General features: G+C 75.6%; 18 protein-coding genes. 10 read left to right on the top strand and 8 right to left on the bottom strand.

Annotation, left to right across the window (positions count from 1 at the left end; translation table 11 throughout):
* The first annotated feature begins 161 nt into the window (after positions 1 to 161).
* Positions 162 to 2,339, top strand: coding sequence for a tetratricopeptide repeat protein (locus tag ACIPYS_RS31050; RefSeq protein ID WP_400752340.1), 2,178 nt, complete (start codon positions 162 to 164; stop codon positions 2,337 to 2,339).
* Here the strand turns inward: ACIPYS_RS31050 and ACIPYS_RS31055 are convergent.
* The 4 genes from ACIPYS_RS31055 to ACIPYS_RS31070 all read right to left on the bottom strand — a co-directional run bounded on the left by ACIPYS_RS31055 (position 2,254) and on the right by ACIPYS_RS31070 (position 7,309).
* Positions 2,254 to 4,038 carry a hypothetical protein gene (locus ACIPYS_RS31055; RefSeq protein ID WP_400752343.1) on the bottom strand — a complete coding sequence of 595 codons (1,785 nt, stop codon included), beginning with the start codon at positions 4,036 to 4,038 and terminating at the stop codon, positions 2,254 to 2,256. The genes ACIPYS_RS31050 and ACIPYS_RS31055 overlap by 86 nt on opposite strands.
* Before the next feature lie 179 nt (positions 4,039 to 4,217).
* Positions 4,218 to 4,868: a TetR/AcrR family transcriptional regulator gene (locus ACIPYS_RS31060; RefSeq protein ID WP_231978651.1), complete on the bottom strand. Its 651-nt coding sequence runs from the start codon at positions 4,866 to 4,868 to the stop codon at positions 4,218 to 4,220.
* A gap of 504 nt (positions 4,869 to 5,372) precedes the next feature.
* Positions 5,373 to 6,017 (bottom strand): response regulator transcription factor, encoded by a 645-nt coding sequence (locus ACIPYS_RS31065; RefSeq protein WP_093861128.1) that lies wholly within the window; start codon positions 6,015 to 6,017, stop codon positions 5,373 to 5,375.
* Positions 6,014 to 7,309, bottom strand: a complete 1,296-nt coding sequence (locus ACIPYS_RS31070; RefSeq protein WP_400752348.1) for a sensor histidine kinase — start codon at positions 7,307 to 7,309, stop codon at positions 6,014 to 6,016. Before ACIPYS_RS31070 ends, ACIPYS_RS31065 begins: the two co-directional genes overlap by 4 nt.
* 300 nt (positions 7,310 to 7,609) lie before the next feature.
* Here ACIPYS_RS31070 and ACIPYS_RS31075 point away from each other — a divergent pair, with 300 nt between their 5' ends.
* From ACIPYS_RS31075 to ACIPYS_RS31095, 5 genes are all read left to right on the top strand, one after another.
* Positions 7,610 to 8,173, top strand: coding sequence for a heme-binding protein (locus ACIPYS_RS31075; protein ID WP_093861127.1), 564 nt, complete (start codon positions 7,610 to 7,612; stop codon positions 8,171 to 8,173).
* Positions 8,174 to 8,465: 292 nt separating this feature from the next.
* Complete coding sequence (locus ACIPYS_RS31080; protein WP_400752351.1) at positions 8,466 to 8,879, top strand: hypothetical protein; 414 nt, start codon at positions 8,466 to 8,468, stop codon at positions 8,877 to 8,879.
* A 53-nt stretch (positions 8,880 to 8,932) separates the two neighbouring features.
* The gene (locus tag ACIPYS_RS31085; protein WP_400752354.1) at positions 8,933 to 9,937 is read left to right on the top strand and encodes an NAD(P)-dependent oxidoreductase; all 1,005 of its coding nucleotides are present in this window, start codon (positions 8,933 to 8,935) and stop codon (positions 9,935 to 9,937) included.
* A gap of 260 nt (positions 9,938 to 10,197) precedes the next feature.
* Entirely contained in the window at positions 10,198 to 11,484 is a 1,287-nt protein-coding gene (locus ACIPYS_RS31090) for an LPXTG cell wall anchor domain-containing protein (protein WP_400752357.1), read from the top strand.
* Between the two features lie 271 nt (positions 11,485 to 11,755).
* Positions 11,756 to 12,985, top strand: a complete 1,230-nt coding sequence (locus tag ACIPYS_RS31095) for a hypothetical protein (protein WP_231978796.1) — start codon at positions 11,756 to 11,758, stop codon at positions 12,983 to 12,985.
* A 121-nt stretch (positions 12,986 to 13,106) separates the two neighbouring features.
* On the opposite strand, the gene ACIPYS_RS31100 is transcribed toward ACIPYS_RS31095, so the two are convergent.
* Entirely contained in the window at positions 13,107 to 14,012 is a 906-nt protein-coding gene (locus ACIPYS_RS31100) for an aquaporin (RefSeq protein WP_400752360.1), read from the bottom strand.
* A 262-nt stretch (positions 14,013 to 14,274) separates the two neighbouring features.
* Here ACIPYS_RS31100 and ACIPYS_RS31105 point away from each other — a divergent pair, with 262 nt between their 5' ends.
* The gene (locus tag ACIPYS_RS31105) at positions 14,275 to 15,072 is read left to right on the top strand and encodes a MerR family transcriptional regulator (protein WP_400752363.1); all 798 of its coding nucleotides are present in this window, start codon (positions 14,275 to 14,277) and stop codon (positions 15,070 to 15,072) included.
* Between the two features lie 34 nt (positions 15,073 to 15,106).
* On the opposite strand, the gene ACIPYS_RS31110 is transcribed toward ACIPYS_RS31105, so the two are convergent.
* Positions 15,107 to 16,222, bottom strand: a complete 1,116-nt coding sequence (locus ACIPYS_RS31110; protein WP_093861122.1) for a helix-turn-helix domain-containing protein — start codon at positions 16,220 to 16,222, stop codon at positions 15,107 to 15,109.
* Positions 16,223 to 16,421: 199 nt separating this feature from the next.
* Between ACIPYS_RS31110 and ACIPYS_RS31115 the strand changes: the two genes are divergently transcribed.
* The 3 genes from ACIPYS_RS31115 to ACIPYS_RS31125 all read left to right on the top strand — a co-directional run bounded on the left by ACIPYS_RS31115 (position 16,422) and on the right by ACIPYS_RS31125 (position 20,380).
* Entirely contained in the window at positions 16,422 to 17,810 is a 1,389-nt protein-coding gene (locus ACIPYS_RS31115; protein WP_400752366.1) for a hypothetical protein, read from the top strand.
* A 216-nt stretch (positions 17,811 to 18,026) separates the two neighbouring features.
* The gene (locus ACIPYS_RS31120; protein WP_400752369.1) at positions 18,027 to 18,722 is read left to right on the top strand and encodes an RNA polymerase sigma factor; all 696 of its coding nucleotides are present in this window, start codon (positions 18,027 to 18,029) and stop codon (positions 18,720 to 18,722) included.
* Entirely contained in the window at positions 18,719 to 20,380 is a 1,662-nt protein-coding gene (locus tag ACIPYS_RS31125; RefSeq protein ID WP_400752371.1) for a hypothetical protein, read from the top strand. The genes ACIPYS_RS31120 and ACIPYS_RS31125 overlap by 4 nt, the downstream gene beginning before the upstream one ends.
* A gap of 155 nt (positions 20,381 to 20,535) precedes the next feature.
* On the opposite strand, the gene ACIPYS_RS31130 is transcribed toward ACIPYS_RS31125, so the two are convergent.
* A complete protein-coding gene (locus ACIPYS_RS31130; RefSeq protein ID WP_231978647.1) occupies positions 20,536 to 22,041 on the bottom strand; it encodes an aminopeptidase P family protein in 1,506 nt (501 codons plus the stop codon).
* Between the two features lie 259 nt (positions 22,042 to 22,300).
* On the bottom strand, positions 22,301 to 23,899 hold the full coding sequence (locus ACIPYS_RS31135) for a PP2C family protein-serine/threonine phosphatase (RefSeq protein WP_400752375.1): 1,599 nt from the start codon (positions 23,897 to 23,899) through the stop codon (positions 22,301 to 22,303).
* Positions 23,900 to 24,551 lie beyond the last annotated feature (652 nt).

The following is a 24,551-nucleotide window of genomic DNA, read 5'->3' on the forward strand; positions in this document are numbered from 1 at the left end:
GTGGTTCCGCAGCGGTGCCGCGGGGGCCGCGGAGGAGGTCCGGACCGGCTTCGCGGGGGTGCGGGCGAAGGTCCTCCGGCGGTCCGGCCCGGCAGGCTACGGTGGGGCCGGATGCAACAGGTCGGGGCATTGGAGAACCTCTGCCTCACGGAGGACCGGGGGTGGGCGCGGTGGATCCGCTGTCGTTGTCGATGGTGACGGCTTTCCTGGGTGCGGCCGGTGCGGGGATGGCCAACGAGGCGGGGAAGCGGGCCTGGGAGACGATGGGCGGGCTGGTGGCCCGGGTGGTGGGGCGCGAGGTGCCGGCGCCGGTGGGGGCGGCCGAGCGGGAGTCGGTGGCGGGGCTGCTCGTGGCGGAGGCGTCGCGCAGCCCCGAACAGGCGAGGGCGCTGGCCGCCGCGATGAGCGGGAGGAGTACCGGTGGGGCGGCGGTGCACGGGGTGCCGCGGCTGCTGCCGGCCTCCGCGCGCTTCTTCACCGACCGGAAGGGCCCGTTGGCGCTGCTGGACCGGGAGGCGGACCGCAAGCCCGACGGCCTGCCGAAGGTGGCCGTCCTGCACGGTCCGGCGGGGATCGGTACCAGTGCGCTCGCCTTCCACTGGGGCGGACGCGAGGCCGGCCGGTTCCCGGACGGGACCCTGTACACGGACCTCCGGGGCGGTTCGGCGAGCACCGCTCCGACGGCCGCCACCGTCCTGCGGCACTTCCTGCTGCGCCTCGGTGTGCCGGCGGAGTACGTTCCGCCCGCCGTGGAGGACCGGGTGGACCTCTTCCGCTCCCTGTTGTCCGGACGGCGGCTGCTGGTCGTGCTCGACCACGCGCAGTCGGCGGCCCAGGTCGATCCGCTGATCACGGCGGCGCGCGGCGTGTTCACCCTGGTCGTCGCCCGCCGGCCGCTCACCGGGCTGGACGCGGTGGCCGTTCCCGTCGGCCCGCTGTCCGACCGGGACGCCAGGCGGCTGCTGGCCGAGCTGGCGGGACGGTCCGCCGTGGCGACGGCCCGCGCCGCGCTTCCCTCGGTGCTGGAGCGCTGCGCCGGTTCGCCGTTCGCGCTGCGGGCGATGGCTCCGTACCTGGCGACGGGGCCGATCGGTGGCGACGGCGCGGCGGATTCCCCGAACCCCCTGCCCCCGGTGCGGGCCGTCGCCGAGGAGGCCTACCGGCGGCTCGGGCCGGAGGCGGCGCGGATCTACCGGCTCGGTTCGCTGCGGCCGTGGTCCTCGTTGGACGCGGCCGTGGCGGCGGCGACGGCCGAGGTCGCGGAGGACGCCGCGGGGCGGGTGCTGGCCGAGCTGGCGGAGCTCCGGTTGCTGGAGAGCACCGGGGACGGCCGCTACCGCTACCGGCCGGCGGTGCGTGCGCACGCGGAGGAGGCGGCGGCCCGCGAGGAGGGCCTGGCGGGGTGCGCCGCGGCCGTGGCCCGCGCCGCGGACTGGTACCTGAGGTTCGCCGTCCGCGCCGACTACGCGGCGTTGAAGGAGCGTTGGCACCTCGGCCCGTTGTACGCCGAGCTGGGTCCGGGGCCGTACCAGGACGAGGGCGCGGCGGTCGCCGCGCTGGTCGCCGAGGCGGGCAACCTGGTCGAAGCCGTGCTCGCCGCCGAGGAGTTCGGCCGCTTCGACACCGTCTGCCAGACCGTCGAGGCGCTCTGGGCCGTGCAGTTGAAGGCCGGCTGCCACGATGTGCTGCTGCCCGCGCTGAGGGCCGGCGCCCGGACGGCCGGCCGGCACTGCCCGGGAACCCGGACGGCCGGCCGGATGCACATCCAACTCGCTTTCGCCCTGATGGAGTTGCGTCAGGACGAGGAGGCGGAGGGCGAACTTCTGGCGGCCGCGGCGGACGAGGAGCGGGCCGGGCACGGGCGCGGCCGGGCGACAGCGGTCGAGTCGCTGGGGCTGCTGCGGCTGCGGCAGTGGCGCTTCGGATCGGCCCTGGAGTGCTTCGAGGAGGCGGACGGGCTGCTGGACCGGATCGGCCCGGCCGACGACGGGGCCGCCGATGTGCCGCGGGCCCGGGCGCTGCTGCACCGGCACCGGGGGCGGGCGCTGAGGGGCCTCGGCCGCTTCGACGAGGCGGAGCAACAGCTCTCCGTCGCACGGGAGTTCTTCCGCGAGAGCGGTGAACGCTACAACACCGCCCGGGTGCTGACGGATCTCGCCGAACTCCACCTCGACGCGGCCGACCGGGCCGGGGCGCTGCCGCTGGTCGACGAGGCCGTCGCGCTGCTGGGGCGGGAGAACGCGACCGTGCACCTCACCTATCTGGCCGGGTTGCGCGCCCGGTGCCTGCCCGATCGATCCTCCGGTCACTCTCCCGGTCACTCTTCCGATCGACCGTGACGCGGACCCGCGTCGGACGGGTGCCGGTCCTGACGGTCAGGGTGGTGGGCGCCGCCACGACCGCGGGGCCGGCGTGCAGCCGTGCGAGCAGCGCCGAGGCGTGTGCGGCCGGGTCGCCGTCACCGTCGGCGGTCAGCCTGAGGCACAGTCCGCCGCGGTGCAGCACCACGCACTCGCGAGGGCCGGTGACGTAGACGGCGAGCGAGGCGGACCGGTACCGGCCGAGCACCTCGGCCGCCCACGCGTGGGGCGGGCCGAACCGGGGGTCGTCGGGCTCGCCGTACCGGAGGATGACGTCGGCCGACTCCAGCGCACCGGGGTCGAGGGTGTCCTCGTGCACGGCGAGGTGTCCCTCGCCCTCGGCGCCGTCGGGTTCGTAGCGGGGCTCGGCGAAGCGCAGGACGGCGATGCTGCCGTCCGCGGCGGTGCGGGTGATGACGCGCAGGGGAGCGGTGCGCAGCGGCGGCTCGTACGGCGGCAGCGGCAGCGGGTCGAGCACGGCCGGTCCGGCCGGTTCGGTGATGCCGATCATCCGGTAGAAGAGGCCGCGCAGCAGGGCCGCGGCCTGTCCCGGGGCCGAACTGGTCAGCCGGTCCGGCCCGTCGAGGGGGCGGTGTTCGGTCAGCAGCTCGTCCAGCTGGGGCGGGAGCGCGCTGTACGGATCGAGTCGGGGTGCGGACCGGACGAACGCCGCGACGGGCGATTCCGTCCCGAGGGCGTCGGGGTCGGCGGCGCCCAGGAGCACGGGGGTGCCGCAGGCGGCGGCGTAGTAGCTGACCGAACCGAAGTCGCCCAGGACCACGTCCGCGGCAATCAGGGCCTGGCGCCAGCCTTCGAGCGGGTCGACGAGGGCGAGCCCGGCCCGACGGGCCCGGTCCAGCCAGAGGCGGATCTGGCCGGGGCCGTGGCCGTGCCAGATGTTCGGGTGGAGGACGGCCGCCACCCGGTACTCGTCGGCGGGGAGTTCGGACGTCAGCCGGGGGAGCAGCAGCGGGAGGACGTCCTCGGGGCCGGAGTCACCGAAGAGCGAGGTCGGGTTCCAGGTGGAGTTCAGCAGGACGAGGCGCTGGCCGGGATGTACTCCCAGGGCCCGCCGGTACCGGTCCCGGTGGTGCCGGGCGGCGAGGATGCGGTCGAAGCAGGGGTCGCCGGCCAGTACGGCGGTCGGCAGGGCCTCGGGGCAGGACTCGGCGAGGCGGGCGATCTGCTCCGGGTGGGAGAAGACCATGGCGTCCGCGACCGGGGTGCCTCCGGCGGTGAGGATCCACTCCGGTCCGAGCCCGAACACGGTGTCCGGTGTCCGGTGTCCGGTGTCCGGTGCGGCGAGCGTCTTATTGTATCCGGCGCCGTGCGAGAGGATCGCCAACGTGCCTTTCAGAAGATCGAGTTGACCTCCGAGGCTTGCCGACACCGCCAGGTCCACGGGAGTCGAGAGGGCCTGCTCCCAGGGCAGCACCGGGACGCCCGTCGAGGCGAGCAGCTCCGCCACGCCCGACTGGAACGGTGACGAGCCGGTGCAGGTCGCCAGTACCTGGAGCCGCAGGTCGTCGCGGAACAGCGGCAGCACATCGATCAGTCGCGTCGCGGCCGTCACGTTGTGGACGACCAGCAGCACCCGTCGGCATCGGCCGCGAGTGGCCCACCGGGCCGCCTCGGGTCCCACCGGCACGCGAACCCAGTGCTTCGGGTCCTCGCCCACGCTGCCTCCCAGCCCTTCCGGTTCGAGACCTCTGCGGCCGCCGTCGCCGATCTTGGAATCGGAACCGTCAACGTATCGCGCCGAGGCCCGACTGCCCGGCGGTCCCGCCGCGCGAGCCGACCGGGGGAGGGTCGGGGCGGCGGGTCGGGGCGGCGGGTCGGGGCGGCGCAAGGATGGCGTCAGGGGCGCGGATAGAGGCGGAGGAAGGCCTGGACTCCGGTGGTGACGGTGCTGTGGAGGGCGGTGTCGGAGATGGGGACGGCGCCGTAGAAGGACTGGTCGGCCGCTCCGCTGAAGGTGAGCAGGGTGAAGTGGGTGGCGGCGAGGTCGGGGTCGTCGAGGGTGAGCAGGTCCTGGGAGGCGAGGCGGACGAGGTGGTCGGCGAGGTCGCGCTGGGAGGCGAGCGGGCCGGCGGCGAGCCAGGCGGCGAGGACGTCGGGCGGGATGTTGCCGGCCTCGGCGCGGATGGTGCGGCCGAGGGCGTAGTGCTCGCCGGCGGCGAGGACGGCCTTGGCGCGGTCGACGGCGAAGGCGGTGAGGTCGGCCTCCAGGTCGACGATCTTGTGCAGATGCCGGTCGGCCAGGCCGGCGATGATCTCGGTGAGTTCGCCGGCGGTCTCCAGGGCGACGGAGAGGAAGAGCTTCTCCTTGTCGCCGAAGTGGTTGTAGATGGTGCGCTTGGACACGCCGGCCTCGGAGGCGATGGCGTCGACGCTGGCCCGGGTGTAGCCCTCGCGGCCGAACACCGTGCTCGCCGCGCGGGCGATGGCCCGGCGCTTCTCGGGCATGCGGCGTGAGCCGGTGGTCGCTGCCGGGTTCGCTGTGCTCATCGGGCGGGTTCCCCTCCTCGGCGTATTGCACTACCCGGTGCAGTTTACCTGGAGGGGCGTGAAGTGCGGACGGTGGTGAGGGCGGGAAAACGGGGCCGGAAAGCAGGGAGGCGCGGAGCGGGTCCCCCCGGACCCGCTCCGCGCCGCGTCGACGCGCGACGTCTACGCCGCTCCCCCCGACCACCCCGGACTCCGCCGTCCCCCCTGGCACCGCTCTCCGGCGAGAGCGTTCCGCACAGGCCCGGCGGGCCCCCTTGACCGTGGGGCGTCGTTGATCGTTACGGTAACAAACCGCATGGTTGGTTTGTCAATACCCCTAATCCATGAAACATCCACAATCGGGGATTGCCGTCCGGTTGGCAAGGGGCGGCGAGGGGCGTTGGGGCGCCGGTGGAAGCTGCTGGTGGGATCGCTCGTTCGGGTGCCGGGGGATTCCGGACCGGGATCTCGGGCCGGTGGCTCGGAATCCGATATTCCGAACGGAATGTCGGTATTCGAACGCCGTCAGCGCAGCAGACGGCGTTCCTTGGCGACCGCCACCGCGCCCGATCGGGTGTCGACGCCCAGCTTGTCGTAGATCCGGCCCAGGTGGGTCTTCACCGTCGCCTCGCTGATGAACAGCGCCCGGGCGATCTCCCGGTTGCCGAGCCCCTGGGCGAGCTGGGCGAGGATCTCCGTCTCGCGCTCGGTGAGCTGCGGCGCCGGGGCCCGCATCTGCGCCATCACCCGGGAGGCGACCGGCGGGGAGAGCACCGTGCGGCCCAGGGCGGCGGAGTGCACCGCTGCGAAGAGTTCCTCCGGCCGTTCGGCCTTCAGCAGGTAGCCGGTCGCGCCCGCGCCGATCGCCCGGGTGATGTCGGCGTCGGTGTCGTACGTGGTCAGCACCAGGACGTGCGGCGCCTCCGGCGCGGCGGTGATCCGCCGGGTGGCCTCCACCCCGTCGATGCCGTCGCCGAGCTGGAGGTCCATCAGCACCACCTGCGGGGCCAGCCGGGCCGCGAGGTCGACCGCCTCCTCGCCGCTGCTCGCCTCGCCGACCACCTCGATGTCGCCGGCGCTGGCCAGCAGGGCGAGCAGGCCGGCCCGGACCACCGCGTGGTCGTCGCAGACCAGCAGCCGGACCGGGGACGGGGCGGGGGCGGGGTTCATCGGACGGCTCCTGGGCCCTGGCGACGGTCCGGGGCGGTGGGGGTGGACGGGGTGGAGGAAGTGGTGGGGGTGTCGGGGGTGTCGGGGGTGTCGGGGGTGTCGGGGGTGAGCGGGACCGCGGCGGAGACGACGGTGCCCTCCCCGGGGGCGCTCTCCACGGTCAGGGTCCCACCGAGCTGGCGCAGCCGCGCCCGCATGGCGGGCAGGCCGTGGCCCCGGCCCCCGGTGGGGGCGGTGTCGTCGGGGGAGAAGCCGCGGCCGTCGTCGGCGATGTCCAGGACGGCCTGGTCGCCGAGGAAGGAGAGGGTGAGACCGGCGGCGGTGGCCCCGGCGTGCTCCCGGACGTTGGCGAGCGCGCCCTGGGCGATGCGCAGCAGGGCGGACTGCGCGGCCGCCGGGAGCGGCACGGGTGCGCCGTCCAGGTGGAAGCGGACCGGCAGCCCGCTCTCGGCCGACTCCCGTTCGGCGAGCGAGCGCAGCGCCCGGTCGAGGGTGCCGCCGTCGGCGAGCTCGGCCGGCGCGAGGTCGTGGACGAAGCGGCGGGCCTCGGCGAGGTTCCGGGCGGCCACCGCGGCGGCGGTGCGGACGTGGCCCCGGGCGGTCGCCGGGTCGCCGTCCCAGGTGCGGTCGGCGGCCTGGAGCAGCATCTGCTGGCTGGAGAGCCCCTGGGCGAGGGTGTCGTGGATCTCCATGGCGAGCCGTTCGCGCTCGGCCAGCGTGCCCTCCCGCCGCTCGGTGGCGGCGAGTTCGCGCCGGGTGCGGACCAGGTCGGCGATCAGCGCCCGCTGCCGTTCGGCCTGCCGTTCCATGTAGAGGAAGACGCCGGTGGCCAGTGCGGCGACGGCGGGCGGCAGCAGGAGGAGGTTGGCGTCGGTCGCGCCCGGCAGCCGGACCTCACCGACCACCACCAGCAGGGTGAGCGCCGCCACCAGGGGGACGGCCGCGGGCGTGGGCAGCGTGCGCAGGGCCGTGTAGACGAGCGGCACGGCGCACCAGGAGAAGCTCGGCGCGAGCAGCACCAGGACCACCCAGAGCACGGTCACCACGGCCAGCGGCCAGGCGGGGCGGCGTTGCCCGGGGGCGGGCGGGCGGCGGTGGGCGAGCCAGGAGCCGACGGGCTGGACGACGGCCAGCGCGATGCTCAGGCCGAGCACCCACGGGATCCGCGGACTGCCCGGGTGGTGGGTGAGGAAGCGGCTCAGCGAGGTGGCGAGCAGCAGCAGGAACGCGGAGTCGAGCAGGACGGCCAGCCGGCCGGCGTCCGGGTCGAGCGGGGGGCCGGGGTGGTGCACGGGGCCGCTCCTCGCTCGTTCGTTCGTTCGCTTCCGACGGCCGGTCGTCGTGGCCGTAGCCGTGCTCGTGGCCGGTCGTCGTGACCAACGCTGCCCCGGCCGGGGCGATCCCCCGGACGATCCCCCGAGGCGATCCCTCGATGGTGACCCGTCCGGCCCGGGGACGCATCAGCCGATCGGCTGACGGGTCCGTCGTCCATCATGCCCGCGGGGAGTGCCCGGACCGCCGATGCGGCGCGGGGGCGGCCGCCGGAGGATCGATTCCGTTCCCAGCGACACCATCCGACGAGGAGCCGGACCATGAAGAAGATCTCCGTTCGTACCAAGGTGCTGACCGGTACCGTCGCCGCCGCCGCGCTGGCCGCCGCCACCCTCGGCGCCGTCTCGGCCAGTGCCGAGGCCACCGACACCCCGTCCGTCGCCGCCGCCGCGGTCAAGGCCGACACCCGGGACAAGAACCTCGCCCAGACCACCGGCCTGACCATCGCCGCCGCCACCAAGGCCGCCGAGGCCACCCTGGACGCGGCGGCCAAGGCCGGTCAGAAGGTCTCGGTGGCGGTCGTCGACCGTGACGGTGTCACCCGGGTGCTGCTCAAGGGCGACGGCGCCGGCCCGCAGTCGCCCGAGTCGGCCGTGCGGAAGGCCTTCACCGCGGTCTCCTGGAACGCGCCCACCTCCGAGCTGGCCAAGCGGCTCGCCCAGGCGCCGAACCTGAAGGACATCCCGGGCACCCTGTTCCTGGCGGGCGGTGCGCCGGTGCAGTCGAAGGGTGCGCCGGTCGCGGCCATCGGCGTCGCGGGCGCCCCGAGCGGCGACCTGGACGAGCAGTTCGCGCAGGCGGGCGTCGAGGCGCTCGGGAAGTGATACCCGGCCGGTGAAGGGCACGGGGACGGAGCACGCGCCGGAGCGGACCCCCGACCGCTCCGGCGCGCACCGGCCCGCGCCCGCGCCCGCACCCGATCCCGGTCCCGCACCCGATCCCGGTCCCGCGCCCGATCCCGGTCCCGCGCCCGCGGCCGTCGCCCCGGAACGGCCCTCCGGCCACCGCCCCGAGGGCTCCCCGTACGGGTGAAGGTCACCCGGGTCGTCGCAGAACACGGGCACTTTGGCCGAAAAGCCGCTGCCGCTGTCGGTGCCGCGTGGCAGGCTTCCCGCTATGACGGCGTGGACCCTCAACGACATCGAACGTGCGATCCGCTCCTCCTGGGGTGTCGACACCTGCGCGCCCGAGGACCAGGCCCACTGGCGTCCCGACAATCCCGCCCACGGCCAGTGCGGGGCGACCGCCCTGGTGGTGCACGACCTGCTGGGCGGCGAGCTGATGATGGGCGAGGTGTACGTCGGCGGGGTCCGGACGGACCTGCACTGGTGGAACCGGTCCGCCGCCGGCGCCGAGGTCGACATGACCCGTTCCCGCTTCGGTCCGGACGAGGAGGTCGGCCCCGGTCGCCCGGTCGCCCGCCCGCAGCGTCCGGGCCGGCTCCAGGTCCAGTACCAGCTGCTGCGCCACCGGGTGGCCGCGCGGCTGGAGGCGGGGGCGGCGGACGGGCACCGCGCGGCGGCCGCCTGACCGCACCCGCCCCCACCGCCCGTGCACCCACCTCTCCGTGCGCCGACCTCTCCGTGCACCCGTCTCTCCGGGCGCCGGGATCGGGTCGGTCGGCGGCCCGGCGGGCTGACGTACAGTCGGTTGCTCGTGGTCGGACGACCGGTCCGTCCGCCGGGCGACAGCGGGAGCGTGCGATGAGCGGGACGACGGTCGGCTTCGTCGGACTGGGTGCGATGGGCCGGGGCATGGCGGGCAGTCTGCTGCGCGCCGGGTACACCGTCCGGGTGTGGAACCGCTCGCCCGAGCCGGTGGCCGCGATGGTCGCCCTGGGCGCCGAGGCGGCCGAGGGGCCGGCCGACGTCTTCGCGGCCGACACGGTCGTCTCGATGCTCGCCGACGACGACGCCGTCGAACGGCTGCTGCTCGACCCGGCCCTGCTGGCGGGGGCCGCGGCCACCCTGCACATCAACATGGCCACCGTCTCGGTCGACCTGGCCGAGCGGGCCGAAGCACTGCACGCCGAGCACGGCATCGGGTACGTCGCCGCGCCGGTGCTCGGACGACCGCCGGTGGCGGCCGCCGGGGAGCTCGACATCCTGGCCGCCGGGACTCCCGCTGCGCTGGCGGCGGCCGAACCGCTGCTCGCCGCGATGGGCCGGCGGGTCTGGCACTTCGGCGAGCGCCCGGCCCAGGCCAACACCGCCAAGATCAGCACCAACTTCCTGCTGGCCTGCGCGATCGAGTCGATGGCGGAGGCGTGCAGCCTGGCCGAGGCGAACGGGGTCCGGCCGACCGACCTGATCGAGATGCTCAGCGGCACGCTGTTCCCCGGGCCGGTCTACTCCGGGTACGGCGCGATGGTCGCCGAACGCCGTTACGAGCCCGCCGGGTTCAAGCTGCCGCTGGGGCTCAAGGACGTCGGCCTCGCGCTCACCGCCGGGGCCTCGGCGCGGGTGCCGCTGCCGTTCGGCAGCGTGCTGCGGGACGCGTTCCTGGACGCGCTCGCGCACGGGGACGGCGAGAAGGACTGGGCGGCCGTCGCGGCGGTCGCGCGACGGCGGGCCGGACTCCCCGCGTAGCGCCCCTGCCCCCACCGTGTACCAAGCAAGCGGCTCCCCTCGACGGCCGGGGGCAAAAGTCCCTTTCACGGGCAGAGTTGGGTCAATCGGACAGAAAACGGCCTGGTGACGTTTCAAACCGGCACCCACCTTCCGGCACAGCGGGGGCCTTCGGTAGTCTCCGTCGGACTTTCAGCCTTCGCGGGGGGATCGCGGCTCGGACAACCACCGGGTCCACCCGCGCTCCCGGGCCGCGCCCGGACACTCCCGTGAGGTTCTCCTTGTCCATCTCCATACCTCGCAGCCTGGCTCTGGCCGGCGCCGCCGCGCTCGCCGCCTCGATGGCCCTCACCGGCGCCCAGGGCGCCGTCGCCGCCGCCACCGGCGCGCCCTCGGCCGCCGCGCCGCAGGCCGACAAGGCCGCGCACCGCCAGCTCGACCTGTCGCTGGACGGGGTGCCGGGCACCTTCGTCGCCGGTGGCGAGTCCAAGCAGTTCAGCTTCACGATCGACAACAACACGAAGACGGACTTCGTCTTCTACCCGCTGCTCAAGTTCAAGAACGCCCAGGACACCCTGAAGGCGAAGGACCTGAAGGTCGAGTACCAGCTGCCCGAGGCGCTGGACAAGACCAAGGCCTGGCACCCGGCCGGAGCCGCGCCCGGCGCCGAGGCCGACGACGACGGCGTGCTGTTCCTGCTCGCCAAGCTCCAGGCCGACGGCAACCCGGACTTCGAGGACTCGCTGCTGGCCGTCACCAAGGGCAGCAGCCTGACGGTCGCCGTCCGCGTCACCGTGGCCAAGGACGCGCCGCGCGGCAACGCCGGCGTGGTTCCGGTGGTCTTCTCCGCCGAGGCCGAGGGCAACACGCCCACCGGCGAGGCCGAGTTCAGCTGCGACGGCATCCGCGGCAAGCGCTTCAAGATCGTGGCCGAGGGCCCGGGCAAGCCGAGCCCGACCGCCACGCCGTCGACGACGAAGCCGACCACCCCCAGCACGAGCCCGACGGTGAAGCCGACCGGCAGCCCGAGCACCAGCACGTCGCCGACCGCCTCGCCGACCGCCTCGACGACCCCGAGCACGACGGCGACGCCGTCGACCACGCCGTCCACGACCGCGACCCCGTCGACGACGGCCACGCCGTCCACGACCGCGACCCCGTCGACCACGGCCACGCCGTCGACGACCGCCACGCCGTCCACGACGGCCACCCCGTCGACGACCGCCACCCCGTCGACCTCGGCCTCGCCCTCGGCCAGCGCCACCGTGACGCCGAGCGGGAGCACCTCCCCGAGCGCGCCCGCGACCGCCGCCCCGTCGAGCCCCGCGCCGACCCAGGACGACGCCGCCGGTCCGATCGACTTCCCGGTCAGCGTTCCGAAGGTCAAGCCGCTGCCGATCACCCCGGCGGCCGTCGCCAAGGCCAAGTCCAACGCGGACAAGGCGCTCGCCACCACGGGTGGCGGTGACGACAGCACCGGCATCGCGATCGCGGGCGGCGCCGTCCTTGCGGCCGGTGTCGGCACCCTGGTCGTGCTGCGCCGCCGCCGCACCGCGCAGCAGGGCTGAGTCCGGCCCGTCCGGGCCCACGCGCAGCAGGGCCGGTCCCGGCCCGTCCCGGCCCACCGCCGAGGCGCACCGCCCGAAGCGGAACCGCCCGTGCTCCCGAACCCGGGGGCACGGGCGGTTCCGTTCGGTCGCCTAGGATGACCGGCCGAGGGGGCGGCACGGCGGACGAGGTACTGGGGTGCGTGGAACGGGCGCGGGGCGCCGGGAGCGGTCAGGACGGCCGGGACGGGCCTGGACCGACTACGAGGCGGCCACCGGCCGGATCGGCAGCCTGCCGGTACGCAGACACCACGTCCTGCTGCTGGCCTGGACGGTGCTCTGGTTCCTGCTGGTCGAGCCGAGCGGCGGCTTCTCCTGGCACTACCTGCGCCAGGGCGAGGAACTGCTCTTCAGCGGTCGTTCGGACGGCGGTCTCGCCCTCTACGCCCACCACCCCGAGCTGCAGATCGGCCCGGTCAGTCTGGCCGTGGCGCGGCTCTTCGCGCCGTTCCCGGGGCACACCGGCGAGGTGCTGGCCGAGGCGGTGATGTCCGGCCTCGGGCTGGCGATGCTGGTCCTGGTGGGCCGCACGGCCGCGCAGTACCACCTGGGCACCGGCACCAACCACCGCCGGCTCCAGCAGCGGCTGCTGGTCGCCGGACTCGCGTTCATCCCGATGTGGGTCGAGGTGTCGGTCCGCTTCGCGCACCTGGACGACGTGCTGGCGCTGTTCTTCACCACCCTCGCCGCGCACGAGCTCAGCCGGGGCCGGGCCACCGCGGTGGCCGTGTACCTGGCGCTGGCCGTGGACTCCAAACCGTGGGCGCTGGCGTTCGCGCCGCTGATCCTCGCCCTGCCCAGGGCCAGGTGGGTGCGGACGGGGCTCTGGTTCGCCGGGCTGGTGGCGGTCGCCTGGCTGCCGTTCTACCTGGGTGACCTGGACACCGTCGCGGCCGCGAAGTTCACCATCCCCAACCAGACCGCCTCGGCGCTGCGCTGGTTCGGGGTGACCGATCCGACGACGCCCTGGTGGGACCGTCCGGCGCAGTTCGCCCTGGGCCTGGGCCTGGGCACCCTGGCGGTGTGGCGCGGCCGCTGGCCGGCCGTCGTCCTGCTCGGGGCGGACGCCCGGATCCTGCTGGACCCGAGCGTCTACACGTACTACACCGCGTCGATCATGCTCGGCACGCTGCTCTGGGACACGGTCGGACAGCGGCGGCTGGTGCCGTGGTGGAGCTGGATCGCGCTGGTCGCCCTGTACGGGGGCACGCTGTTCCTGCCGTCCGACCCGGCGCGCGGACTGGTGCGACTCGCCTTCGTGGTGGTCTCGGCCGGGTGCGTGCTGCTCCTGCCCGCCCAGCGGCGGCGCGGCTCCGGCCGCCGTCCCCCCGGCCGGGGCGGCCCGGACGGCGGTCCCGGCGAAGGCCTCCCGCAGCAGCGGTCGGGCCGGCGGCGGAGCGGTCGCCGGCGGACCGCCGCGCCCCCGGTGCCCAGGCAGCCGGCGACGCTCCGGAGCCCCTGAAGCTCGTTCCGGAAGGTCCGGTGCGGGGCGTTCTCCGGCGCGCGGTGCGCGGGAACCACCGTCCTCGCCACGGGTCGGACCAGGCACCGTCCTGCCCCCGCCCGGACTTCCGCACCGAGCTTCAGCGGGGCGGCTCCTCGCTGACGGCGGAGCGCGCACGCTGCCGGCCGTCGAACAGCAGCACCGCCAGGCCGGTCCCGGCCACCGCCCCCGCGCACTGGGCGAGCACGAAGCCGGGGACCGATCCGGGCGCGATCCCGGTCCAGCCGTCGGTGAGCGCCCGGCCCAGCGTCACGGCCGGATTGGCGAAGCCGCCCGAGGAGGTCGCCCAGCAGGCCGCGACCACCCAGAGGCCGACCAGTCCCGGGACCAGCCGCCCCCGCCCGGCGGCCGTCGCCCCGGTCACCACCAGCAGCAGGGTTCCGGTGGCCACCGCCTCGCCCAGCCACAGCGCGCCGCTCCCGCGCGGTACCTCCGACAGCCGGAACGCGGGGTGTCCGAACATCGCGTCGGCCAGTCCGGTGCCCGCCACCGCGCCGACGGTCTGCGCGGCGGCGTACCCGACCGCCTCGCGCAGCGGCAGCCCGGCGGGGGTGCCCCGGCCGGTCCACCAGGCGCCCGCGGTGATCAGCGGGTTGAGGTGCCCGCCGGAGACCGGGCCGAACAGGGTGATCAGCACCGTCAGGGCCGCCGCCGAGGCGCCGACGTTCGCCAGGAAGCGCAGCCCGGCGTCCGGGGTCAGCGCGTCCGCCTGGTGTCCGGAGCCCACCACGACGACGGCCAGCAGGGCGGTGCCGACCAGCTCCGCCACCAGTCGGCGGCCCGGCGGCGGTGCGACGGTCGGCAGGTCGGCGACCGGCTCGGCCACGGCGACCGGCTCGGCCACGGCGACCGGCTCGGCCACGGTGGCCGGTCGTGCCCCGGCGGTCCGGCCGGTCGTGGCGGTCGGCCGGGAAGCCGGTGGCGGGGAGTCGGTCGGCGGCGTGGGCTTCGGCAGCGGCGTGCCGGGCGGTACGGGCGTGGTCACGCGCACATGCTGGTGGCCGCCCGGCCGCCCCGGCAATTGGCCGGACCCCACAAACCGGCGCCGGTCCGGCCCGGCCGGGTCGGAGACTTCTCCACCGGACCCCGACACCGGAACCCGACACGGGACTCCGACACCGGACCCCGACACTGGACCCGACGCGCGCGTCCGGCCCGCGAGACCCGGCCGCCACGTCCGGCCCCGCGCTTGACCCTCACGCAACGGGAGGAGGCAGGGTCGTGGTCAGCACGAAGGGAGTACCCCGATGAACAGCGGAGACGAGGACGGCCGCACCGGCCTCACGGTCGGCGCGGTGGCGCGGATCGCCAAGGTGACCGTCCGGACCCTGCACCACTACGACGAGATCGGCCTGCTGTCCCCCCGGGGCCGCACGCCGGCCGGCTACCGCCGGTACGACGAGGCCGACCTCGGCCGACTGCAGCGGATCCTGTTCTACCGCGAACTCGGGTTCCCCCTGGAGGAGATCGCGGCCGTCCTGGACGACGACTCGGTGAGCCCGAGCGAGCACCTGCGGCGCCAGCACCGGCTGCTGACCGACCGCATCGCCCACCTCCAGAAACTGGCCGCGGCCGTCGAACACGCCATGGAGGCAGAGAAGATGGGTATTCAGCTGACCCCGGAGGAGAAGTTCGAGCTCTTCGGCGAGCACTACCGCGAGGAGTGGGAGAGCGAGGCCGAGCAGCGCTGGGGCGACACCCCGGCCTGGGCGGAGTCCCAGCGCCGCACCGGCGGCTACGACAAGGGCGACTGGCAGCGGATCAAGGCCGAGGCGGACGCGCTCAACGCCCGTCTGGTCGAACTGTTCACCGCCGGCGAGCCCGCCGACGGCGGCCCGGCGACGGACCTCGCCGAGGCGCACCGGCAGCACATCCGCGACAACTTCTACGACTGCACCTACGAGATCCACCGCGGTCTCGCCGGGATGTACCTCGCCGACCCGCGGTTCACCGCGGTCTACGAGCAGCTCGCGCCGGGCCTGGCCCAGTGGCTGCACGACGCCGTGCTCGCCAACGCGGCCCGCCGCGCGGGCGGGGAGGGCTGACACCGAACCGACCGGGGGTCACGCCCGACCGAGGTCACGCCGCGCCGCGGCCGAAGGACCGGCGGTACGCCGTCGGGGAGGTGCGCATGACGCGCCCGAAGTGGTGCCGGAAGGTCGCGGCGCTCTCGAACCCCACCGCACCGGCGATCTCCTCGACGGTGCCGTCGGGCGCCTCCAGCAGCGGCAGGCTGGCCGCGACGCGCTGGCTGATCACCCAGCGCATCGGGCTGGTGCCGTTGCGGGCGGTGAAGTGACGCAGGTAGGAGCGGTCGGACATCCGGGCGGCCCGGGCCAGCCCGGTGACCGTGAGCGGGTCGGCCAGGTGGTCCAGTGCCCACTGCATCGAGCGGGCGACGCCGTCGTCCTCCTCCTCGACCGGCCGGACGGCGGCCTCGATGAACTGGGCCTGGCCGCCGTCCCGGTGCGGCGGCACGACGAACCGGCGGGCCACGCTGTTGGCCACCTTCGCGCCGTGGTCGCGCCGGACCAGGTGCAGGCAGAGGTCGATCCCGGCCGCGCTGCCCGCGCTGGTCAGCACCGATCCGTTGTCCACGTAGAGCACGTCCGGGTTGACCCGGACGGCCGGGTGGCGCTGCCGCAGCAGTTCGGCGTACCGCCAGTGGGTGGTGGCCTCCTGACCGTCGAGCAGACCGGCGGCGGCCAGGGCGAAGGCCCCGGAGCAGATCGAGACGATCCGGGCGCCGCGCTCGTGCGCGGTGCGCAGCGCCTCGACCAGGGCGGGGGAGACCGTCCCGCCGAACGCGTTCGGTACGCCGGGGACCACCACGGTGTCGGCGGCGGCGAGGTCGTCGAGGCCGTGTTCGGCGGTGAGGGTGAATCCGCCGACCGAGCGGAGCGGGGTACCGGGGCGGTCGGCGCACACCCGCAGCCCGTACCAGGGGGTGGCCAGCAGCCCGCTCAGCTCGGGCCGGGCCAGGCCGAACACCTCGACCACGACACCGAGTTCGAACGGAGTCATGCCGTCGAAGGCGTAGACCGCGACCTCGTGCACCGGCTCCGGCCGCCGCCCGATGCTGACGGCCACCGGGCCGGGGACGGCACCGGTGGCCGTGTCGGTGGTGGCGGCGGTGTCGGTGGTCGCGGCGGTGACGGCAACGGTTGCCGGCCCGGTCGAGTGCTGCTCGGCCATGGGATCCCCTGGTGACGGGCGGTGGCGGAATGCCGGTGAGTGTAGCCGTTCCGGCCAGTTCGAAATTTCCTTCGAACCACCCACAACTCCTGGGGAGTATGGGCGTCTGAAAGGGTGAGGGCCGATTCGGCGCGGACACGACCGCACCGGTGCCGGGTCTCGCTCACCGGCCGAGTCCGACTACCACGGGGAACCCACCATGCGTCCGTCCACAGTCCGGCGTCTCGTCAGGACCGTTCCGCTGGCGGCCGTCGTGGCCGGCGCAGCCGGCTACGCGCTGCTTCCGGCCGAGGCGGGCGCGGACGCCCGGCCGGCCCGGTCCGCGGCTCCGGCACCCTCGGGCGTGGCACTCGTCGCACCGGTGGCCGACGCGCGGTCCGTCCCGGACGGGGCGTCGCCCACGGCCACCGCAGCGGGTACGCCCACCCCGGCCGGGACGCCGGGGACGGCGGGCACCGCGTCGGCCGTACCGACGGGGTCCGCCCCGGGGGTCCCGGCCGCTCCGCCCGCGGCCACCGCGAACGCTCCGGTGCCCGCGGCGGCGAAGCCGGCCGGGACCCCCGGGGGCGCGCCCGCCGGGACCGTCCGCCCCTCGGTCCCCGCCCCGGTCACCTCCCCGGGCGGTGGCCCGGCCCCGGTGACCGGCACCGTCCCGGACCGGCCGGGAGAGATGCCCGCCGCGGTCGCCGAGCGGGTGGACGTCGCGATCCGCTCGCTCAGCGGCGACTGGGAGATCCGCGGCGGCGGCAGCTACTTCGAGTTCGAGGTGACCTGGACCAACGCCACCGACCGGCGCTTCGACGAGATCGTCCCGGTGGTCCGGGTGCTCCCGTTCGACTACCCGGCCGCCGTGGCGCGGCTCGGTGCGACGGCCAAGGGCGTGCTGGACCGCAAGGACCTCGACGAGTGGCGAGAGGTCAAGCCGGACCAGAAGGCCCCGGACAACGGACCCCAGCAGGGGGCGTTCGCGCTCGACCCGGGCGAGAGCCGAACCGTCCGCTACCGCCTGACCCTGGGGGCCGACAGCATGTCGGGCCGGCTGCCGATCCAGGCGGACGGTTTTGTCGGCCGCGGTGCCAAGGCGGTGTCGGTCGGCGGCACCCAGGCGCGGATGAACGTGACGACGGGGCAGCCGGTCCGGTTCTCGGCGACGAAGGCGACCGACATGACCGTCGGCCGGATCCCCTCCGAGCTGCGGGTGGAGATGGCCAACCTGGACGCCACCGGCAACCACACCGTGTCCCCGGTGGTCAGGGTGACCGACCCGCTCGGCCGGAACACCACGCACGGCCTGGTGCCGGGCGACCTCTCCGCCGAGGTACTGGTGGACGGCGAGTGGCGCCGGCTGTCGGGCGCGCTCGACGCCGACGGTCAGGTCCGGGTGGACACCGCCGGGCTGACCCGGGTGCTGGGGCCGGGCGAGACGGCCGTCTTCCCGTTCCGTTTCAACCTGCCGAAGGGCTGGAGGGCCGGCAGCGGGCTGGAGTTCACGGTCGGCGGGACGGCCGACGGCGGCGCCCTGCCGACCCAGAAGGCCCGGCCGCGGATGACCTGGATGGCGGACGACACGCCGAACGCGACCTCCTAGCCAGGGCCTGTCTCCCGGACCCTCGCCGGTCCGCGCACCGGCGGGATCCGGTGCGGTCGGGCGGGATCCGGCGGCACGTCCCCGGTCCGGCACGACCCCGCTCCGGCACGACCTGCCCGGCTGCCCCGATCGCGCGATCGGGGCCCGGCCACCCAATGACGATGTCCTGACGCACCGGCCGGAGCCGGGTCGCGGTCGGGGGGAAAGCGAAGACGGATGTCCATGGCCATCGGGCGGGCCGCCCAGGCCGCCCAGGTCGACCAGGGGCGGGGGACCGGCCTCCGCCGGCTGCTGGCGCTGCTGTTCGGCGCCCGGGAGCCGCAGGGCGCCGGGGAGGTCCTCGACGTCCCGGTCGCCGCGCAGACGGCCGGCCGGCGCCGGGCCGGGTTCAGGCTGCTGGCCGGTGGCGGCCGGACCCGTGAGGCCGGGCCGACGCTGACCGAGCTCTACCTCACGCACCGGCTGAGCCTGGTCCGGCTCGCGGTCCTGCTGGTCGACCATCAGGACCAGGCGGAGGATGTCGTGCAGGAAGCTTTCGCCAAGCTGTACCAACGGCACGGCGACGAGCTCGACGACCTCGACAACGCGTTGGCCTATCTGCGCACGGCCGTGGTCAACGGCGCGCGCTCGGTGCTCCGGCGGCGCCGCACGGCCCGCGAGTACGTGCCGCCGCACGAGGCGGACGCGCCCTCGGCGGAGGACCACGCCGTCCTCCACGACGAGCACCGGCGGGTGCTGGTGGCCATGCAGGAGCTGACCGCGCGCCAGCGCGAGGTGCTGGTGCTGCGCTACTGGTCCGACCTGTCGGAGTCGGAGATCGCGGAGATCCTCGCGGTGTCGCGCGGCACCGTGAAGTCCACCGCGAGCCGGGCCCTGGACGCCCTGGAACGGAAGCTGGGGGACGCCCGATGAGCGACGACCGGCGGCCCACGTCCGACCACGGGCCGGACGGCGACGCCTCCGGCCCGCGGCGCCCCGACCGGGAGCGCCCCGAGGGGGACGGCCCGAAGCGTCCCGAGGGGGACGGGCCGAAGCGCCCCGGCCCGAAGCGCCCCGACCGGGACGACCCGAAGCGCCCCGAGCGGGACGGCCCGCGCGGCACCCGGTCCGCGGCGGGCGGCGCCGGCACCGGCGTCACCGCCCCGGTCGGCGGGGAATCGCCGATGGAGCGGCTGCTCCGGGAGGCACTGGCAGCCCGCGCCGCCCGGATCACCGCCCAGGACCTGCGCCCGGCCGATCCGCCGAAGGGGCCCCGCAACCGCAGGCGGCCCGCCTACCTGGTGGGCCTGCCCCTGATGGGGCTCGCCGCGGCCATGATCGTCGGCGTGCTCACCGTCCCCACCGACATGCTCGCCGACAAGGGCGACGACGCGCCGGCGGCGACGATGAGCGACGGCCCGGTGCCCACCCGGGGCACCGACGGGGCCTCCCCGAGCGGCGTCCCCGCCCCGCCCGCCGACGACCCCGCCCACCCGCTCGGGGAAGCGGCCGGGGGGACGGCCCCTGGGCCGTCCGCCGCCGTCCCGGGTGCCGGGACCGCGCCGCCTCCGCCCGGCCAGGAGGGGGAGGACCCCGCACCGCCGGGGGCCGGAGCCGGGGCCTCCGCTCCGTCGCCCGGTGGTCCGGTGGCCGGAGCACAGTCCGCTCGCCCGTCCCCGGCGGCGCCCGCGCCCTCGGGCACGGTCCGCCAGGGCGGCGGCGTCGCGCTGAGCTTCGACGGCCTGACCGGGACGGAGGCGATCGTCGGCGCCGGCCCGACGACCTTCTCGGTGACCTGGCGCAACACCACCCAGCGGTTGTTCGAGGCGGTGGCCCCGGTGGTGTCGGTCCGGACGCTCACCGGAGCCGTCCGCTCCGGCCGGACGGTGCGCGGCCGGCTCCAGCGCGAGGAGGAGGACGGCGGCTGGACGGACGTCCCGCTGACCGTGGGTTCGGGCGCCTATCTGACCTCGGGCGACGCGGCCGCGTTCCCGCTCGCCGCGGGGGCCGCCCGGACGCTCCGCTACCGGCTGGACCCCTCGATCGACAGCGCGGAGGGGACGCTGCTGCTCGAGGCCGTGGCGGTGCTGCCGACCACGCCGGAGCGGTTCGAGGAGGGTTCGGCGCTGGCGCCCCTGCTGCTGACGAGCGCCCCGGCGGCCAGCCGGACGGCGCCCACGCTGACGCTCAGCTACCCGCCGGGCGACGGGGTGATCGCCGGGCGGCCCAGCGGGTTCGCGCTCAGCATCGGCAATCCGGGCGCGGCGCCGCTGGCCTCGGTGGTCCCGACCCTGGTGCTGACGGGCGCGGACGCGGCCAAGGCCGTCGTCGAGGCCAGGTTCGGCGCGGGCAACGGGGTCCGCCGGCTCCCGGTCGCACCGGACGGCAACGGGCAGCTGGTGGTCGACACCTCGCTGCTGGAGCGGCTGATCCGGCCGCACGACTCGAAGTACCTGGAGTTCCAGATCAGCGTCCCGGAGGGCTGGAAGCCCGACGCCGACTTCGCGGTGGTCGTCGGGGCCAGGGGCGACGGCCGGGAGGCGCCGCCGGTGGTGATCCAGCCGAAGTTCAGGGCGGCGGCCGACTCCTGACCACCCCGGTCCGCCGGTCGGCGGCCGCCGTGCCGCGACGGGGCCGCCGGCGGTCCGGCCCCCACTGCTCGGGGGCCGGACCACCGGCGACCGGGCCGCGCCGGACCACCGGCGACCGGGCCGCCCGGGGCGCATCCGCCCCGGGCCGTCGTCCGTCAGCCCCGGTCGAACGAGGCCATCCACGCCTCGACGTCCTCGGCCCGGCGCGGCAGGCCGGCCGAGAGGTTCTCGTTGCCGTCGGCGGTGACCAGGATGTCGTCCTCGATCCGGACGCCGATGCCGCGGTACTCCTCGGGGACGGTCAGGTCGTCCTGCTGGAAGTAGAGGCCGGGCTCCACGGTGAGGACCATGCCCGGCACCAGCAGCGCGTCGACGTGCTCCTCGGTGCGCGAGTGGGCGCAGTCGTGGACGTCCAGGCCGAGCATGTGGCCGGTGCCGTGCAGGGTCCACCGGCGCTGCAGGCCGAGCTCCAGGACCTTCTCGACGTCGTACACCGAGGCGTCCAGCAGACCCCAGGCGAGCAGCCGCTCGGCGAGCACCCGCTGCGAGGCGTCGTGGAAGTCGCGGAAGCGGGCGCCGGGCTTCACGGCCGCGATACCGGCCTCCTGGGCGTCGTAGACCGCGTCGTAGATCTTCCGCTGCAGCTCGTCGAAGCGCCCGTTGATCGGCAGGGTGCGGGTGACGTCGGCGGTGTAGAGGGTCTCCGTCTCCACGCCGGCGTCCAGCAGCAGCAGCTCGCCGGGGCGGACCTCGCCGTCGTTGCGCACCCAGTGCAGGGTGGTGGCGTGCGCGCCGGCGGCGCAGATCGAGCCGTAGCCGACGTCGTTGCCCTCGACGCGGGCGCGGCGCCAGAAGGTGCCCTCGATCCAGCGCTCGGAGGTGGCGACGGCCTGGCCCAGCTCACGCACGCAGTCGGTGAAGCCGTTGACGGTGGCGGCGCAGGCCGCGCGCAGCTCGCCGATCTCCCACTCGTCCTTGACCAGCCGCAGGCCGCTCAGGAACTCCTTGAACCCGGCGTCCTGCTCGGCGTCCAGCACGTCGGCGAGCGCGGCCTCCAGGCCGGCGTCGTAGCCGCGCACGATCCGGGTCGGCACGCCGTCGGCGGCGCGGTCGGCCAGCTCGTCGGCGGCCTTGCGGACGTCGCGGACCGGCAGGCCGAGCAGCTGCTCCTGCTCGGTGAGGCTGTGCCGGCGGCCGACCCAGAGCTCGCCGTAGCCGTCGAGCCAGAACTCGCCGTTCTCGCGGTCGGAGCGGGGCAGCAGGTAGAGGACGAAGTCGTGGCCGGTGGCACCGGTGGGCTCGGCGACCAGTACGGCGTCCTCGGTGCGGTCACCGGTGAGGTGGACGTACTCGCTGGAAGCGCGGAAGCCGTAGTCGGTGTCGTTGGAACGGATCTTGAGGGTGCCGGCCGGGACGACCAGGCGCACGCCGGGGTGGGCGGCCGAGAGTGCGGCCCGGCGCTCGGCGGCGTAGCGGGCCTGCGGGACCGGGGTCAGGCCGTGCAGCTCGGTGTCGGCCCAGCCGGACTTCATCGACGCGGCGAGTTCGTCGGAGACCTCGGAGTAGAGGCCGTTCTTGCGGCCCTTGAACTGCTGCGGTTCCTCGTCGCCGCCGGCGGCCTCGGGGTTCTCGGCCACCGCCGGGGTGCGGTCCTCGGTCACGTACGTCGCCTCCTTGCGCGTGGTGCCGCCCGGGGCGCGTCGGATCACGACACAGGTGGGCGGCCGTGCGTCCATGGTACGGACGCCCGGCCGCTCACCCGTTCGGGCCTTCACCCGGTCGTGCCGGGCCGTGCTGTACCGGTACCCGGTCGTGCTGTACCGGTACCGGGCCGTGCCGGGCCCTGCTGTGCCGGTACCGCGCCGGCACGGGGCCGCTACCGGTGCCGGAGCGGCGCGGGGCGCGTCCGGCACCGGGCGGTCACTCGAAGCGGGCGGCGAGCAGCATCAGGTCGTCGGTGGCCGGGGCCCGGTCGGTGGAGCGCCGGGGGGCGGCCCCGCCGTCCGGGTCGGCGGAATCACGGCCCGCCGCGCGGCGGTCGGCCCGCTCCCGCCGGTCGGCGTCCCGTTCGGCCGCGGCCGCGAGCAGGTGGGCGCAGAGCCGTTCGGGGTCGGTCCGGACGTCCCGGGGGGCGTCGGCGGCGGCCCGGCGCAGATCGGTCTGTCCGGAGTGCAGGGTCTGGCCGAAGCGGCGGGCCAGTCCCTCGGTGTAGAGGATCAGGGTGTCCCCGCGCTCGACGGTGAACTCGACCCCGGGCGCCTCCCAGCAGGAGAGCATGCCGAGCGGCGCGGAGAGCGAGGTCTCGACGAACTCGGCGCCGTACCTGGTGACCAGTACCGGCGGGCAGTGCCCGGCCCCGGCCAGGGTGACCCGGCGCTCCTCCGGCTCCACCCAGGCGTAGACGGCGGTGGCGCTGCGGGTCGGCTCGGTGGTCTTGAGCAGCAGTTCGAGGTCGCCCAGGACGGACACCGGGTCCTCGCCCTCCAGCACCGCGTACGCGCGCAGCGCGGCCCGGACCCGGCCCATCGCGGCGGCCGCGCCGGGGGCGGAACCGGGGCCGGCCCCGGGGCCGTCGCCGGAGACCGAGCCGACGGTCAGCCCGACGGTGCCGTCCGGCAGCGGGATCGCGTCGTACCAGTCGCTGCCGCAGGAGCGGTCGAGTCCGGCCGGGACGAGCCGGGCGGCCAGCCGGAGCCCGCCGGGCTGCGGGAGGCGGTCGGGCAGCAGGCCCCGGCGCAGGGCCTCGGTGGTGCGCCGGACCTTCTCCGCGTCCAGTTGCTTGGCGAGCAGCGGCGCGGCGACCTCGGAGTAGCGGCGGGCCAGGTCGCGGCGGCGGTCGGTGGGGTCGGCGGGGGCGTCGTAGAACCACAGGGCGGCGGCCAGCGGGCCGTCCTCCTCGGTGGCGAGGGGCAGGCCGTAGCAGCCGCCGAGGCCGAGCTGCCCGGCGAGCTCGCGCAGCCGGGCGCCGATCGCCGGGTCCTCGGCGAGGTCGTGCGACCGCACCTCGGCGGGCCGGTCGTGCTCGCGCAGCAGCCGGGCCAGCAGGCTCTGGTCGGCCGGGACGGTCTCCAGCGCGCCCAGGCTGGCGCGGTCCAGGCCGAGCCCGAGCGGCTGGCTCGGGCCTCCGCCGGGCAGCACGGTGACCAGCAGGGCGCGGTCGGCGCCGAGCAGCGCGGCGCCGGAGGCGAGGACGGCGTCCAGGGTGGCGCCGAGGCCGCGGGCCCGGGCGAGCCGCTCGGTGTGCTCGTGCAGGCTGGCGAAATCGGACAGCCGTCCGGCCAAACGGTCCTGCACGCCGGCCGGTGCGGGGGCCGCGGTGCCGGGTGTGCCGGGGGCCGGGTCCGGGCCCGCGCCGTCCTCGGGGCGGCGGTCCGTGCCCTCGGGCCGTCCGGGGGACGGCTGGCCGCCCGACGCCGGGGCCGGGCCGTGGAAGCCCGGCGGATCGAGGACGGAGAGCCCGCTGGTGCAGCCGGGCTCGACCGGCTCGGAGGACGCCGACGGTGGGGGGGACTCGGTCATGCCGCCACTCCTGACGCGGTGGTACGTGTCACGCGGATCATGCGGAACCCCCCGGGGGACGGCCGTTTGGAGCGAGCACGGCCAAAGGGGCGCGTTTCGCCTCGATTCGCTACTACTCGTCATTGATCGACAGCAATGCCACCACTTCTACACAGGCCATTCGGGGCATGTCCAGAGTCGGGACAAGGCCGGTGGCGGGTTCCGGGCCTGGTGGGCCCGGTCGGGGGCGCGCTCTGCTCCGCGCGCGCCGGTCGCTCGCACCACGGTCCGGCGGGGTGCGAGGGCTCCGCCCGGCGGGCATGGAGCGGCCGGTGAACGGGCAGAACCGAGGGGACGGTTCCGGCGGCCGTCCGGATCGTATGCCTTTACCGCCGGCCGGCCGGGCCGGCCGGAAGCGACTCACTCGTACGGTGGAACCAACCGCGCCCGGGCGGCGTCCATCCGGTCGCATACGGGATTCTCGTTCCAAGGGCTGTTCTATTCCGCGGCCCTTTCACATCGTGCTCCACCGCGTGCTCCAGGCCCGCGCCGCAGTCCGCACCGCCGTCCGCACCGCCGCTCGCCCCGCCCGCCGTTCGGCCCCGGCCCGGCTCCCGGTCCGATCCCTCCGTCCGGTGCGCGGGCCGTCCGGCGTCCCCGGCCGGTGGCGGCG

Origin of the sequence: Kitasatospora sp. NPDC089913, from assembly GCF_044748625.1 — a bacterium.
GTDB lineage: Bacteria > Actinomycetota > Actinomycetes > Streptomycetales > Streptomycetaceae > Kitasatospora.